Annotated in this window: 12 protein-coding genes; 7 read left to right on the plus strand and 5 right to left on the minus strand. The window is 62.9% G+C overall.

Going from position 1 to position 14422, the window contains the following annotated elements; genetic code table 11:
* Positions 1 to 196 precede the first annotated feature (196 nt).
* Positions 197 to 1171, plus strand: a complete 975-nt coding sequence (gene cysB / locus U8L64_RS08765; protein ID WP_043297108.1) for an HTH-type transcriptional regulator CysB — start codon at positions 197 to 199, stop codon at positions 1169 to 1171.
* Positions 1172 to 1219: 48 nt separating this feature from the next.
* Here the strand turns inward: cysB and U8L64_RS08770 are convergent, their stop codons facing one another.
* Positions 1220 to 2257 carry a phosphoadenylyl-sulfate reductase gene (locus U8L64_RS08770; RefSeq protein WP_333396747.1) on the minus strand — a complete coding sequence of 346 codons (1038 nt, stop codon included), beginning with the start codon at positions 2255 to 2257 and terminating at the stop codon, positions 1220 to 1222.
* Between U8L64_RS08770 and thrH the strand changes: the two genes are divergently transcribed.
* Positions 2141 to 2758, plus strand: coding sequence for a bifunctional phosphoserine phosphatase/homoserine phosphotransferase ThrH (gene thrH, locus U8L64_RS08775; protein ID WP_043297106.1), 618 nt, complete (start codon positions 2141 to 2143; stop codon positions 2756 to 2758). The genes U8L64_RS08770 and thrH overlap by 117 nt on opposite strands.
* Before the next feature lie 51 nt (positions 2759 to 2809).
* Here thrH and pabB read toward each other — a convergent pair whose 3' ends face one another.
* From pabB to rloA, 4 genes are read right to left on the minus strand one after another with little or no spacing between them, the layout of a single operon-like run.
* Entirely contained in the window at positions 2810 to 4153 is a 1344-nt protein-coding gene (gene pabB, locus U8L64_RS08780; protein WP_077683040.1) for an aminodeoxychorismate synthase component I, read from the minus strand.
* Between the two features lie 59 nt (positions 4154 to 4212).
* Complete coding sequence (locus U8L64_RS08785) at positions 4213 to 5196, minus strand: alpha-L-glutamate ligase-like protein (protein ID WP_008570201.1); 984 nt, start codon at positions 5194 to 5196, stop codon at positions 4213 to 4215.
* Positions 5197 to 5200: 4 nt separating this feature from the next.
* Entirely contained in the window at positions 5201 to 6727 is a 1527-nt protein-coding gene (gene rloB / locus U8L64_RS08790) for an osmotic stress tolerance membrane protein RloB (protein ID WP_043297104.1), read from the minus strand.
* Between the two features lie 5 nt (positions 6728 to 6732).
* Positions 6733 to 7269 (minus strand): retropepsin-like aspartic peptidase RloA, encoded by a 537-nt coding sequence (gene rloA, locus U8L64_RS08795; protein WP_008570199.1) that lies wholly within the window; start codon positions 7267 to 7269, stop codon positions 6733 to 6735.
* Positions 7270 to 7553: 284 nt separating this feature from the next.
* On the opposite strand from rloA, the gene U8L64_RS08800 reads away from it, so the two are divergent.
* From U8L64_RS08800 to prpF, 5 genes are all read left to right on the plus strand, one after another.
* Positions 7554 to 8276, plus strand: coding sequence for a GntR family transcriptional regulator (locus U8L64_RS08800; RefSeq protein WP_008570198.1), 723 nt, complete (start codon positions 7554 to 7556; stop codon positions 8274 to 8276).
* On the plus strand, positions 8273 to 9160 hold the full coding sequence (gene prpB, locus U8L64_RS08805; protein WP_008570197.1) for a methylisocitrate lyase: 888 nt from the start codon (positions 8273 to 8275) through the stop codon (positions 9158 to 9160). The genes U8L64_RS08800 and prpB overlap by 4 nt, the downstream gene beginning before the upstream one ends.
* A gap of 83 nt (positions 9161 to 9243) precedes the next feature.
* Positions 9244 to 10371 carry a bifunctional 2-methylcitrate synthase/citrate synthase gene (gene prpC, locus U8L64_RS08810; RefSeq protein WP_054093198.1) on the plus strand — a complete coding sequence of 376 codons (1128 nt, stop codon included), beginning with the start codon at positions 9244 to 9246 and terminating at the stop codon, positions 10369 to 10371.
* Positions 10372 to 10446: 75 nt separating this feature from the next.
* Positions 10447 to 13056 (plus strand): Fe/S-dependent 2-methylisocitrate dehydratase AcnD, encoded by a 2610-nt coding sequence (gene acnD, locus U8L64_RS08815; RefSeq protein WP_333396232.1) that lies wholly within the window; start codon positions 10447 to 10449, stop codon positions 13054 to 13056.
* Positions 13057 to 13163: 107 nt separating this feature from the next.
* On the plus strand, positions 13164 to 14351 hold the full coding sequence (gene prpF, locus U8L64_RS08820; RefSeq protein WP_043297099.1) for a 2-methylaconitate cis-trans isomerase PrpF: 1188 nt from the start codon (positions 13164 to 13166) through the stop codon (positions 14349 to 14351).
* Positions 14352 to 14422 lie beyond the last annotated feature (71 nt).

The following is a 14422-nucleotide window of genomic DNA, read 5'->3' on the forward strand; positions in this document are numbered from 1 at the left end:
CCGGCTGACGCGGCTCCGCGGCGCCTTCGGGCTGCTAAGCTCAACGTGAAGCCGTGTTTTCTGTAAGGGCTTGCGCGACGAAGGTCGCGCAGTAGAAAGTCGCGGATAGATATATCATCCAATAAAAAATGCTAATTCGGTTATAAGAATGGCGGATCAGCATCCAGCGTGGCGTCTTTGTCTTTGAGGGTTATCTATGAAGCTCCAGCAACTGCGTTACATCTGGGAAGTGGCGCACCATGACCTCAATGTTTCGGCGACTGCACAAAGCCTGTTCACTTCACAACCTGGTATCAGCAAACAGATTCGCCTGCTCGAAGACGAGTTGGGCGTCGAGGTTTTCGCCCGCAGCGGCAAGCATCTGACCCGTGTCACGCCCGCTGGCGAGCGCATCATCACCACGGCTGGCGAGATTCTGCGCAAATGCGAAAGCATCAAGCAGATCGCGCAGGAGTTCTCCAATGAAAAGCGGGGCACGCTGAGCATCGCCACCACGCACACCCAGGCGCGCTATGCCCTGCCGCGGGTCATCAGCACGTTCATCAAGCAGTACCCGGATGTGTCGCTGCACATGCATCAGGGATCGCCCACGCAAATCGCCGAGATGGCGGCGGACGGGACCGTCGATTTCGCCATCGCGACCGAAGGTCTGGAGCTGTTCGGCGACCTGATCATGATGCCGTGCTACCGCTGGAATCGCTGCGTGATCGTTCCTCAGGGGCATCCCCTGGCCAAAATGGAGAAACTCACCCTCGAAGCGCTGGCCGAGCACCCGATCGTCACCTACGTATTCGGCTTCACCGGCCGCTCCAAGCTCGACGAGGCCTTCAGCCATCATGGCCTGTCGCCCAAGGTGGTGTTCACCGCGGCGGACGCCGACGTGATCAAGACCTACGTCCGACTGGGGCTGGGGGTAGGGATCGTCGCGCGGATGGCGGTCGATGCCAGGCTCGACGCCGACCTGGTGGTGCTCGACGCCAGCGAGCTGTTCGAATCCAGCGTGACCAAGATCGGCTTTCGCCGCGGCACGTTCCTGCGTGGATTCATGTGCGACTTCATCGAGCAGTTCGCCCCGCATCTCGATCGGACGATGCTCGACAAGGCCATTCAGTGCCGCAACAAGGTCGAGCTGGATGAGCTGTTCGAGGGCGTGGAACTGCCCGTCTACTAGTTGGTAAGAGTGCGCTGAGGCAGGCGGCACACGCGCCGCCTTGCCGCGTTATTGCTTGGCGATGAGATTGCCGGCGTGCAGCCCGCATTCCTTGTGGGTGGCTTCTTCCCACCACCAGCGGCCTTCCCGTTCGTGCTGATTCGGCAGCACCGGCCGAGTGCACGGCTCGCAGCCGATGCTGATGAATCCGCGCTCATGCAGGCTGTTATAGGGGATTTCCAGCATGCGGATATAGCCCCAGACTTCCTCACTGGTCATCTGCGCCAACGGGTTGAACTTGTACAGCGTGCGCTCCGTGGTCGAGAAGGCGCTGTCGATTTCCAGCACGGCGACCTGGCTGCGTGTGCCGGGGCTCTGGTCGCGCCGCTGGCCGGTCGCCCAGGCTCGCACTCCGACGAGCTTGCGCCGCAGCGGCTCGATCTTGCGGATGCCACAGCACTCGCTGTGACCGTCACGATAGAAGCTGAACAGTCCCTTTTCTTTCACCAGCGGCTCGAGCAGTGCTGGGTCCGGTGTCATGATCTCGATGGCGATCCCGTAGTGATCGCGGACCTGCTCGATGAAGCGATAGGTTTCGCTATGCAGGCGCCCGGTATCCAGACTGAATACTTTGACGTTCTTGTTGAGTTTCCAAGCCATGTCAACCAGCACCACGTCCTCGGCGCCGCTGAAGGAAATCCACAGCTCGTCGCCGAACAAGTCGAAGGCGAGCTTGAGAATGTCCTGGGGCGATTTGGTGGCATAGGCGGCGGCCAGTTCGGCGACGTCGATAGATGGGCTCATCGGGCGGCTTTCCTTTGATCGGCGCTGGGCGCTCTGTGGCGGCGGATGGTAGCAAAGAGCAGTTATGTCACTAAATAACCTTTGTTCGCATATATAGTGCGTTTCGGCTATAAGCGCCGCGTTGCGCCGCCTCTGCGTTGCCGATAGAGTGCCGCCTTTCTTTTCTACATGAATGAGGAGTGGCCCGTGGAAATAGCCTGTCTCGACCTGGAGGGCGTACTGGTTCCGGAGATCTGGATTGCCTTTGCCGAGGCCACCGGAATCGAGTCGCTGCGGGCGACCACGCGGGACATTCCCGACTATGACGTGCTGATGAAGCAGCGTCTGCGCATTCTCGACGAGCACGGCCTCAAGCTCTCGGACATTCAGCAGGTAATCGCCACACTCAAGCCGCTCGAAGGTGCAGTGGAGTTCGTCGACTGGCTGCGCGAGCGTTTCCAGGTGGTGATCCTGTCGGACACCTTCTACGAGTTCTCGCAGCCGCTGATGCGTCAACTGGGCTTCCCGACGCTGCTGTGCCACCGCCTGATCACCGATGACACCGACCGCGTGGTGGATTATCAGCTGCGCCAGAAGGACCCCAAGCGTCAGTCGGTCATCGCGCTGAAGAGCCTGTATTACCGGGTGATCGCAGCCGGCGATTCCTACAACGACACCACCATGCTCAGCGAAGCGCATGCGGGCATCCTGTTCCACGCGCCGGACAACGTGATCGCCGAGTTCCCGCAATTCCCGGCGGTACATAGCTACGCCGATCTGAAACAAGAGTTCCTCAAGGCTTCGAATCGCAAACTGGCGCTCTGACAGCCGTTCCGACTCGGCGACCGGCTCCGGCCGGTCGCTTCCAGCCTAGTGCTACAGCCCCTCCAGGGTTTCCAGCAGCACCTTCACCTTGTCAATCGACTCCTGATATTCCGCCTCCCATTGCGAATCGGCGACGATGCCGCCGCCACCCCAGCAGCATGCCTGGCCGTTGCGCAGCGACAGGGTGCGGATGGTGATCGAGCTGTCCATCCTTCCGCGTACATCCACATACAGCAGCGAGCCGCAGTAGATCGAGCGGCGGGTTGGCTCCAGCTCGTCGATGATTTGCATCGCGCGGATCTTCGGGGCGCCGGTGATCGAGCCACCCGGAAAGCTGCCGGCCAACAGGTCGAAGGCATCCTTGCCGGCGGCCAGCGTGCCGCGCACGGCGCTGACCAAATGATGCACGTTGGGGTAGCTTTCCAGCGCGAACAGTTCGGGCACATGCACGCTGCCGATCTCGCAGCTGCGACCCAGGTCGTTGCGCAGCAGGTCGACGATCATCAGGTTCTCGGCACGGTCCTTTTCGCTGGCGAGCAGCTCCTCGGCCAGCGCCAGGTCCGCGGCCGGATCCGCCTGACGGCGACGTGTGCCCTTGATCGGACGGGTTTCCACCGTGCCGTCGCTGAGCTGCAGAAACCGCTCCGGGGACAGGCTGGCGATGGCGCCATCTTCCAGTGCGACAAACCCGGCGAACGGGGTGGGGCAGGCCGCGCGCAATGCGCGATAGGCAAGCCAGGGGTCGCCCTGGTAGGCGGCGCGAAAGCGTTGCGTGAAGTTCACCTGATAACAGTCGCCGGCGCGGATGTAGTTCTGGATGCGCTCGAAGGCACAGCGATAGCGGTCTCTGTCGAGATCGCCACCAAATCGCGACCGCAGGCTGAATGGCTGGGCACTCGGTGCAGCGGCAGGCTGCTGGAACAGGCTCAGCAAGCGCGCGTGCTCAGCCTGCGCGAGGGCGGGGTGGAACAGCAGGTGCGCCGTGCGCCGCTGGTGGTCATTGATCAAGGCCCAGGCATAGAGCCCGAAGCGCGCGACCGGCAGAGCGAGATCGTCCACCGCCGTTTGCGGCAGTTCTTCCAGGCGGGTACCGAAGTCGTAAGCAAGCAGGCCGATCAGGCCGCCAAGGAACGGCAGCTCGTAAGCGTCGGGAGCGTCCGCCGGGCCGAGGCTGGCCAGCGCCAGACGCAGGCGCTGGAAGAACGCCACACCGCATTCATCGGCCGCCGGGGTGAGAATCTGCTCCGGCCAGGCGCTGATGATGTCGTAGCGGCCACGCGACGCCTGTGGCCGGCCGGAATCCAGCAGTACCGCGCCGGGGGCATCGTGAATGCGTTCAAACCAGTGACCGGGATCGGCGTGATAGGGCAGCGGGTGGAGCGTGCAGATGGGCATGGCGGTCGTCTTGGCGAGTCGGGCCCGGCCACGAAGGCCGGGCGACTCGATGTGCGGCGTCAGCTGTGGGCCGGAACGTGGCCGAACAGCTCCTGGGAGAATTTGACGCGCTCTTCCGGGGTTTCCTGAATGCCCTTCTCCTTGAGTTCGGCCAGTCGGGTTTCCACGGCGTGCGCCCGGTGGGTCAGGCCGCAGTCATTGGCGATCTGGATGTTCAGGCCGGGACGTGCGTTGAGTTCCAGAATCAACGGGCCCTTGTCGACATCCAGCACCATGTCGACGCCGATATAGCCCAGCCCGCACAGCTCGTAACAGCCGGCGGCCAGCTTCATGAAACCGTCCCAGTTGGGCAGCTGCACGCCGTCCACAGCATTGCCGGTGTCCGGGTGCTTGGTGATCTTGTTGTTCAGCCAGGTGCCACGCAGCGTGATGCCGGTTGCCAGGTCGACCCCTACACCGATAGCGCCCTGGTGCAGGTTCGCCTTGCCGCCGGACTGGCGAGTCGGCAGGCGCAGCATGGCCATGATCGGATAACCCATCAGCACGATGATGCGTATGTCCGGCACCCCTTCGTAGCTGATGCTCTTGAAGATCGGGTCGGGTGTGACCCGGTACTCGATCAGTGCGCGGTCGCGGTGGCCGCCGAGGGAGTAAAGGCCGGTGAGGATGTTGGAAATCTGATGCTCGATCTCGTCGTGGCTAAGCATCTTCCCCGACACGGTTTTGTAGCGACCCTCGAAACGGTCGGCGATCACCAGGATGCCGTCACCGCCGGCACCTTGCGCGGGCTTGACGACGAAATCGTGGTGGTCGCGGACGATGTCCTTGAGCTTCTCGATGTCCTTCTCGGTCTCGATCACCCCGTACATTTCCGGCACGTGGATGCCCGCCTCGATGGCGCGCTGCTTGGTGATGATCTTGTCGTCGACGATCGGGTACAGGTGCCGCTTGTTGTACTTGAGCACGTAGTCCGCATTGCGCCGGTTGATGCCCATGATGCCTTTGGCTTCAAGGGCCTTCCACGTCTTGATCAGGCCGAACATGGTCTTAGTCCTTGAGGAAGGCTTTGAAACGGAACAGTTCGGTCAGGCGGTAGCCGCGGTAGCGCCCCATCGCCAGCATGAAGCCCACCATGATCAGCAGCACCGCCGGGAAGGTGAAGATGAAGTAGGTCAGCTGCGGAATGCTCATGAGCAGGTGCGCCAGGGTCGCGGCCACCAGGGTGCCGATGGCGACCTTGAAGGCGTGGGTACCGCCGCGTTCTTCCCAGGTGATCGACAGGCGTTCGATGGTCATGGTCAGAATCACCATCGGGAACAGCGCCACCGACAGCCCGCGCTCCAGACCGAGCTTGTGGCTGAACAGGCTGATGACCGCGATCAGCACCACGACAAAGGTCAGCACCACCGACAGGCGCGGCAGCATCTGCAACTTGAGGTGTTCCAGATAGGAGCGCAGCGACAGCCCGAGTGCGGTGATTACGGTGAACAGCGCAATGCCGAAGCCCAACTGCGTCTCGCGGAAGGCCAGGGCGATAAGCACTGGCGTGAAGGTGCCGAGTGTCTGCAGACCACCGAGGTTGCGCAGGATCAGGATCACCAGCACTCCGATCGGAATCATGATCATGATCTGATAGGTCTGCTGGGTCTGCAGCGGCAGGCCGTAGAGCGAGTATTCGAGGAAGTCGGCGTCGGTGTTCTCGTCGGTCAGCTTGGCCAGGCGAATCGCGTTCATCTCGCTGTTGTTCAGCGTGAACGAGACCTGCGGGTTGCGTCCGCCTTCGAGGTTGATCAGCGGCTGATCGCCGGTCCACCAGACCAGGCGGTCTTTCGGCAGACCCTGTTCGCCGGTTTCCGGGTTGAAGTACAGCCATTTGTCACCGTTGAAGCTGCGCAGCCAGAGTTCCGGCGTCTGCTGCTGTTCGGCCAGCAGGCGCACGGTGTGGACGCGCTCCATCGGTACGTGCGCGATGGACAGTAGCAGTTCGATCACGTGCGCCTTGTTGGCAGGCGAGGCGTCGCCGCCGAGCAGCAGTTTGACGTTGTCGTCCTCGACGTTGTTGGCGCGCTTGATCGCTTCGCTGATGAACGTCTCGACGTCGGCCGAGTGCTGGCGGATGGGCGACAGCAACGCTTCGGCGGCGATCTTCTCGGCGCCTTCGACCGGAATGCTGTCACGGAAGATCGGTCCGGTGACCTTCGGCTGCTCGCCGCTATAGCGCTTGGTCAGAACCAGTCGGTAATAGAGCGTCTGCTTGCCGCTGGCGCGGCGTGCCGACCAGGTGACACGGCGGTTGCCGTCGGCGCGGTTGATGCTGACGCCGTAGTTGTTGGAGATGAAGCTCTCGTTAAGGCTGACGAACTCCTGGTTCAGCGGCGGCACGAACATCTGGAGTTTCACCGGCTCGCGTGGGCTGGCAAGGAATTCGACCTTGGCGTCGATATTCCACAGGTCGTCGGTTTCATCCTCGGTCACCGGGATGCCGAGAACGAAGATCTGGTACGCCGTAATGGATATGCCCAGGGCGACGAGCACAAAGATCAGGACTTTCAGATGCAGGGTCAGTGCGCGCATGGGTATTACTCGTCAGCGTCGGTTTTGTTGGTGCAGCCGGGCTTGCCGGCGACGTAGGTACGGCTTGGGTCGACCAGGGCACCGAAGCGGGTAAGCGCGTCGGAGCCAATCAAAAGCGGGTATTGGAAAGCGCTGCGGTCGGTCAGGTTCACTTCTATGCTGCGTTTGGTCTTGCCCATGCACAGATCGAGTTCGATGACCGGGCGGGCCGTGTAAGTCTTGTCTTCCTGTGGATCGAAATCGCCGGCGCGGCGCTTGATCTTACTGATGCGTGCCAGCGGTCGCTCGATCGGGTGCGCATGTGCGCTGTCGACGGCCAGATAGAAGCGCACCCAGGTTTCGCCGTTGCGCTTGAAACGGGAAATGTCGCGCGCACTCAGCGAGGCGGTCTGCGCACCGGTATCCAGTTTGGCCGACAACTCGAGGTTGAACTCCGGGATCGCGATGTGCTCGTTCAGACCATAGATGGTTTTCTCGGCGCCGTGGCCAATACCGGGAACGAGCAGCAGGCAGAGTGATAGGGCGTAGGCGTTGACTCTCATATATCCCGAGTACGTTTAAAAGGAGGACAGGGAGGACGAGGACTGGCTGAGCGCAGCGCCTCGCAGCGAGGCGAGGTGCCGCGGCGCGCCGCGAAGGGCTCGCATTCTAGCATGGCGATTTGGGGGTCGCGACAAGTGGTCATAACCTGTCAGCCACGCGTGTTCGCAAGAGCGGGGCGGCATTCGACTTTAGTTCGATTGTTGACAATCCGTGGGTGCGAGGATTGACCGCTGCGTGTTGCTGGCGTAATTTTCCCTGAGCCTTAACTTCAAGTGTCGACAATATGCTGGATTCGTTAGATGCACCCGCCGGTGCTCAGGTCGATAGTGGAACGCTCTCCGAGCATGTTTTCCGTCATATCCAGGCGGCAATCGTGAAAGGGGAGATCGCACCGGGCAGCAAGATCTCCGAGCCGGAGCTGGCGCGTACCTATGGCATCAGCCGTGGCCCGCTGCGTGAAGCGATGCATCGGCTGGAAGGGCAGAAGCTGCTGGTTCGCGTGCCGCATGTGGGCGCCCGGGTGGTTTCGCTCAGCCATGCCGAGCTGATCGAACTCTACGAGATCCGCGAATCGCTCGAAGGCATGGCCTGCCGCCTGGCCGCCGAACGCATGAGCGAGGCCGAGATCGACGAGCTGCGCCGGGTGCTGGGCACGCATGAGCGCGACGAGGCGTTCCAGGCCGGTGTCGGCTACTACCAGCAGGAAGGCGATTTCGATTTCCACTACCGGATCATCCAGGGCAGTGGCAATCGCACCCTGGCCAAGCTGCTGTGCGACGAGCTTTATCAGCTGGTGCGCATGTACCGCATCCAGTTCTCCACTACGCCGAACCGACCGCATCAGGCGTTCGCTGAACATCACCGTATCCTCGATGCCATCGCCGACCGCGATGGCGAACTGGCGGAGCTGCTGATGCGCCGCCATATCGCCGCTTCCAAGCGCAATGTCGAGCGCCATTTCAAGGGTGCTCTTGAACAAACACCACACAAAAGGGGCAATGCATGACTCTTACTACTGCCGGTCAGCGTTTCCGTGACGCCGTGGCCAGTGAACATCCGCTGCAGGTCGTCGGTGCTATCAACGCCAACCATGCGCTACTGGCCAAGCGCGCCGGCTTCAAGGCCATCTATCTGTCCGGCGGTGGTGTCGCGGCCGGCTCGCTGGGGCTGCCGGACCTCGGCATCACCGGTCTGGACGATGTGCTCACCGACGTGCGCCGCATCACCGATGTCTGCGATCTGCCGCTGCTGGTGGACGTGGACACCGGCTTCGGCAGCTCGGCGTTCAACGTGGCGCGTACCGTCAAGTCGATGATCAAGTTCGGCGCGGCAGCGATTCACATCGAGGACCAGGTCGGCGCCAAGCGCTGCGGTCACCGTCCGAACAAGGAAATCGTCACCCAGCAGGAAATGGTCGATCGCATCAAGGCGGCCGTGGACGCGCGCACCGACGACAGCTTCGTGATCATGGCGCGCACCGACGCGCTGGCCGTCGAAGGCCTGAACGCCGCGCTGGACCGTGCCGCCGCCTGCATCGAGGCCGGTGCCGACATGATATTCCCGGAAGCCATCACCGAACTGGCCATGTACAAGACCTTCGCCGACCGCGTGAAGGCGCCGATCCTGGCCAACATCACCGAATTCGGTGCCACCCCGCTGTACACCACCGAAGAGCTGGCCAGCGTCGACGTGTCGCTGGTGCTGTACCCGCTGTCGGCGTTCCGCGCGATGAACAAGGCGGCGGAGAACGTCTATACCGCGCTGCGTCGCGACGGCACGCAGAAGAACGTGATCGACACCATGCAGACCCGCATGGAGCTTTACGATCGCATCAACTACCACGCGTTCGAGCAGCACCTCGACGCGCTGTTCGCCCAGAAAAAGAGTTGAGTCCGCGGCTCCGCCTGCTTCGACGGAGCCTTCCACTGACGTGATTTAGCGGTATCCAGAACAAATCCAAGAAGGAGATAGCAATGGCTGAAGCAAAAGTACTGAGTGGAGCAGGGTTGCGCGGTCAGATCGCCGGCCAGACATCCCTGTCCACCGTCGGCAAGGAAGGCGCCGGTCTGACCTATCGCGGCTACGATGTCCGCGATCTGGCCGACCAGGTGCAATTCGAGGAAGTGGCTTACCTGCTTCTGTACGGCGAGCTGCCGAACAAGGCGCAGCTGCAGGCTTATGTGACCAAGCTCAAGGGCCAGCGCGACCTGCCGCAGGCGCTCAAGGAAGTGCTCGAGCGTATTCCGGCCAATGCGCACCCGATGGACGTGATGCGCACTGGCTGCTCCATGCTCGGCAACCTGGAGCCGGAGGAGAGTTTCGAGCAGCAGCGCGACAAGGCTGACCGCCTGCTCGCGGCATTCCCGGCGATCATGGTCTATTGGTACCGCTTCAGTCATGAGGGCGTACGCATCGATTGCACCACCGACGAGGACACCCTGGGCGGTCATTTCCTCGCGCTGCTGCACGGCAAGAAGCCGAGCGAGCTGCACGTGAAGGTGATGAACGTCTCGCTGATCCTCTACGCCGAGCACGAGTTCAACGCCTCGACCTTCACTGCTCGGGTGTGCGCATCCACGTTGTCCGACATCTTCTCGTGCGTCACCGGCGCCATCGGTTCGCTGCGTGGTCCGCTGCATGGCGGTGCCAACGAGGCGGCGATGGACATGATCGAGCGCTGGAAGTCGCCGGAAGAAGCTCGTGCCGGCATCCTCGGCATGCTGGAGCGCAAGGACAAGATCATGGGCTTCGGCCACGCGATCTACAGCGTTTCCGATCCGCGCAACGAAGTCATCAAGGTCTGGGCCAAGCAGCTCGCCGAGGAAGTGGGCGACACCGTGCTGTACCCGGTTTCCGTCGCCGTCGACGAAACCATGTGGGAGCAGAAGAAGCTGTTCCCCAACGCCGACTTCTATCACGCGTCGGCGTACCACTTCATGGGCATCCCGACCAAGCTGTTCACCCCGATCTTTGTCTGTTCGCGAGTGACCGGCTGGACGGCCCATGTGTTCGAGCAGCGCGCCAACAACCGCATCATCCGCCCGAGCGCCGAATACGTCGGCGTCGAGCAGCGCAAGGTGGTGCCGCTCGCTCAGCGTTGAGAGCGCGGAGGGGCGCCTTGTCGGCGTCCCTCCTTTATTAGTTGTTTCCGAACTTACCGATCGAGTCCCTACGGCATGAACACCGACTATCGCAAACACCTGCCAGGCACCCAGCTGGATTACTTCGACGTCCGCGCGGCGATCGAAGACATCAAGCCGGGCGCCTACGACACGCTGCCCTACACCTCGCGCGTACTGGCCGAACAGCTGGTGCGTCGCTGCGATCCGGCCATGCTGACCGACTCGCTCAAGCAGATCATCGAGCGTAAGCGTGACCTGGACTTCCCCTGGTACCCGGCCCGCGTGGTCTGCCATGACATCCTCGGCCAGACCGCACTGGTCGATCTGGCCGGTCTGCGCGATGCGATCGCCGAGCAGGGTGGCGATCCGGCCAAGGTCAACCCGGTGGTGCCGACCCAGCTGATCGTCGACCACTCGCTGGCAGTCGAGGCACCTGGGTTCGATCCCGATGCGTTCGACAAGAACCGCGCCATCGAGGATCGCCGCAACGAAGACCGTTTCCACTTCATCGAGTGGACCAAGACCGCATTCAAGAACGTCGACGTGATCCCGGCCGGCAACGGCATCATGCACCAGATCAACCTGGAGAAGATGTCACCGGTCATTCAGGCGCGCGACGGCGTGGCCTTCCCGGATACCTGCGTCGGTACCGACTCGCACACCCCGCACGTCGACGCCCTCGGCGTGATCGCCATCGGCGTCGGTGGCCTGGAAGCCGAGACCGTAATGCTCGGCCATCCGTCGATGATGCGCCTGCCCGACATCGTCGGCGTCAAGCTGACCGGCAAGCGTCAGCCCGGCATCACCGCCACCGACATCGTCCTGGCGCTGACCGAGTTCCTGCGCAAGGAGCGCGTGGTGGGTGCCTACGTCGAGTTTTTCGGCGAGGGCGCCGACAGCCTGTCGATCGGCGACCGTGCGACCATCTCCAACATGTGCCCGGAATACGGCGCCACCGCGGCGATGTTCTACATCGACGGTCAGACCCTCGATTACCTCAAGCTGACCGGCCGCGAGCCGGAGCAGGTCGCGCTGGTCGAGCAGTACGCCAAGGAAACCGGCCTGTGGGCCTCCGCGCTGACCGGCGCCGAATACGAGCGCGTACTTGAGTTCGACCTGTCCGGCGTGGTGCGCAACATGGCGGGCCCGAGCAACCCGCACCGCCGTCTGCCGACGTCCGCTCTACACGAGCGCGGCATCGCCGACGAGGCCAAGCTGGCCGCCGCCCGCGCCGAGGAAGCCGAAGGCCTGCTGCCGGACGGCGCGGTAATCATCGCCGCCATTACCAGCTGCACCAACACCTCCAACCCGCGCAACGTGGTCGCCGCCGGTCTGCTGGCGAAGAAGGCCAACGCGTTGGGGCTGGTCCGCAAGCCGTGGGTCAAGACCTCCTTCGCCCCGGGCTCCAAGGTCGCCAAGCTGTATCTGGAAGACGCCGGCCTGCTGCCGGAGCTGGAGAAGCTCGGCTTCGGCATCGTCGGCTACGCCTGCACCACCTGCAACGGCATGTCCGGCGCGCTGGATCCGAAGATCCAGCAGGAAATCATCGACCGCGACCTGTACGCCACTGCCGTATTGAGCGGCAACCGCAACTTCGACGGCCGTATCCATCCGTACGCCAAGCAGGCCTTCCTGGCCTCGCCGCCGCTGGTGGTCGCCTACGCCCTCGCCGGTACCGTGCGCTTCGACATCGAGCAGGACGCGCTGGGCACCGACAAGAACGGCAACCCGATCACCCTGAAGGACCTGTGGCCGTCCGACGAGGAAATCGACGCCATCGTCGCCGCCTCGGTGAAGCCGGAGCAGTTCAAGCAGGTGTACATCCCGATGTTCGACCTGGGCAGCATCGAGGAGGCGAAGAGTCCGCTGTATGACTGGCGTCCGATGTCCACCTACATCCGCCGGCCGCCATACTGGGAAGGCGCGCTGGCCGGCGAGCGCACGCTGAAGGGCATGCGTCCGCTGGCGATCCTGCCGGACAACATCACCACCGACCACCTGTCGCCTTCCAACGCCATTCTGGCCAGCTCTGCGGCCGGCGAGTACCTGGCCAAGATGGGCCTGCCGGAGGAGGACTTCAACTCCTACGCCACCCACCGTGGCGATCACCTGACCGCCCAGCGCGCCACCTTCGCCAACCCGCAGCTGGTGAACGAGATGTGCGTGGTCGACGGCGAGGTGCAGAAGGGGTCGCTGGCGCGCGTCGAGCCGGAAGGCCAAGTCATGCGCATGTGGGAAGCCATCGAAACCTACATGAACCGCAAGCAGAACCTGATCATCGTCGCCGGCGCCGACTACGGCCAGGGCTCTTCGCGCGACTGGGCGGCCAAGGGCGTGCGCCTGGCCGGCGTGGAAGTGATCGTGGCCGAAGGCTTCGAACGCATCCACCGTACCAACCTGGTCGGCATGGGCGTGCTTCCGGTCGAGTTCAAGCCGGGTACCACCCGTCTGACCCTGGGCCTGGACGGTACCGAGACCTACGACATCGAGGGCGAACTGTCGCCGCGCTGCGACCTGACGCTGGTCATCCGTCGCAAGAGCGGCGAAGTGACCAAGGTGCCGGTGACCTGCCGCCTCGACACCGCCGCCGAAGTCAGCGTGTACCAGGCCGGCGGCGTGCTGCAGCGCTTCGCCCAGGATTTCCTGAAAGGCTCGGCCGCCTGATTTCGTAGGGTGGATGGCGTTTCCCCATCCACCGTTCCGGTCCCTCGATGGTTCGGCGAGGCGCGATCCACCCTACGATCCATTCACTCTCCAGCCAGGATGCTCTCATGGCTCATCAACCTCAGATCAAGATTCCCGCTACCTACATGCGTGGCGGCACCAGCAAGGGTGTGTTCTTTCGCCTGCAGGACCTGCCCGAGCGCTGTCAGGTGCCTGGCGAGGCCCGCGACAGGCTGTTCATGCGGGTGATCGGCAGTCCCGACCCCTATGCCGCGCATATCGATGGCATGGGCGGAGCGACTTCCAGCACCAGCAAGTGCGTGATTCTCTCGAAGAGCAGCCAGCCCGATCACGACGTCGATTACCTCTATGGCCAGGTTTCCATCGACAAGCCGTTCCTCGACTGGAGCGGCAACTGCGGCAACCTCTCTACCGGCGCGGGCGCTTTCGCGATCCATGCCGGGCTGGTCGATCCGGCACGTATTCCGCAAGACGGCACCTGCGTAGTGCGCATCTGGCAGGCCAATATTCAGAAAACCATCATCGCCCATGTACCGATCAGCAACGGGCAGGTGCAGGAAACCGGTGACTTCGAGCTGGACGGCGTGACGTTCCCGGCAGCGGAGATCGTGCTGGAGTTTCTCGACCCGTCCGACGACGGCGAGGAGGGCGGCTCGATGTTTCCCACCGGCAACCTGATCGACGACTTGCAAGTCCCCGGCATCGGCACGCTGAAGGCCACCATGATCAGCGCCGGCATCCCCACCGTGTTCGTCAATGCCGAGGACATCGGCTACCAGGGCACCGAGCTGAGGGAGGACATCAATGGCGACGCCGAAGCGCTGGCGCGGTTCGAGGCCATTCGTGTCGCTGGCGCGCTGCGCATGGGGTTGATCAAGACGGCGGAAGAAGCGTTGACCCGTCAGCACACCCCGAAAATCGCCTTCGTGAGCAAACCCAAGGGCTACAAGGCGTCCAGCGGCAAGACCATCGACGCGGGTGAGGTCGACTTGCTGGTGCGGGCGCTGTCGATGGGTAAGCTGCACCACGCCATGATGGGCACCTGCGCGGTCGCCATCGGCACTGCCGCGGCCGTGCCAGGCACGCTGGTGAACCTCGCCGCCGGTGGCGGTGAACGCCAGGCAGTACGCTTCGGCCATCCGTCCGGCACGTTACGAGTCGGCGCTGAAGCCAAGCAGGTCGACGGTCAGTGGACAGTGACCAAAGCCATCATGAGTCGCAGCGCGCGCATCTTGATGGAAGGCTGGGTCCGCGTACCGGGCGACGCGTTCTGAGTCGCGGGTGCGCAGAGGTTTTCTGCACGGTAAATGCAAAAAGTCCGCACCAAGCGGACTTTTTGTTGTCT

The organism is Pseudomonas sp. FIP_A4, from assembly GCF_036701605.1.
GTDB classification, from domain to species: Bacteria; Pseudomonadota; Gammaproteobacteria; order Pseudomonadales; family Pseudomonadaceae; genus Stutzerimonas; species Stutzerimonas phenolilytica.

What these genes read in the sequence shown, in the direction of transcription:
- cysB (WP_043297108.1), top strand. Translation starts at nt 197, where the DNA reads ATGAAGCTCCAGCAACTGCGTTACATCTGGGAAGTGGCGCACCATGAC.
- pabB (WP_077683040.1), bottom strand. Translation starts at nt 4,153, where the DNA reads ATGCCCATCTGCACGCTCCACCCGCTGCCCTATCACGCCGATCCCGGT.
- U8L64_RS08785 (WP_008570201.1), bottom strand. Translation starts at nt 5,196, where the DNA reads ATGTTCGGCCTGATCAAGACGTGGAAGGCCCTTGAAGCCAAAGGCATC.
- rloB (WP_043297104.1), bottom strand. Translation starts at nt 6,727, where the DNA reads ATGCGCGCACTGACCCTGCATCTGAAAGTCCTGATCTTTGTGCTCGTC.
- rloA (WP_008570199.1), bottom strand. Translation starts at nt 7,269, where the DNA reads ATGAGAGTCAACGCCTACGCCCTATCACTCTGCCTGCTGCTCGTTCCC.
- U8L64_RS08800 (WP_008570198.1), top strand. Translation starts at nt 7,554, where the DNA reads ATGCTGGATTCGTTAGATGCACCCGCCGGTGCTCAGGTCGATAGTGGA.
- prpB (WP_008570197.1), top strand. Translation starts at nt 8,273, where the DNA reads ATGACTCTTACTACTGCCGGTCAGCGTTTCCGTGACGCCGTGGCCAGT.
- prpC (WP_054093198.1), top strand. Translation starts at nt 9,244, where the DNA reads ATGGCTGAAGCAAAAGTACTGAGTGGAGCAGGGTTGCGCGGTCAGATC.
- acnD (WP_333396232.1), top strand. Translation starts at nt 10,447, where the DNA reads ATGAACACCGACTATCGCAAACACCTGCCAGGCACCCAGCTGGATTAC.
- prpF (WP_043297099.1), top strand. Translation starts at nt 13,164, where the DNA reads ATGGCTCATCAACCTCAGATCAAGATTCCCGCTACCTACATGCGTGGC.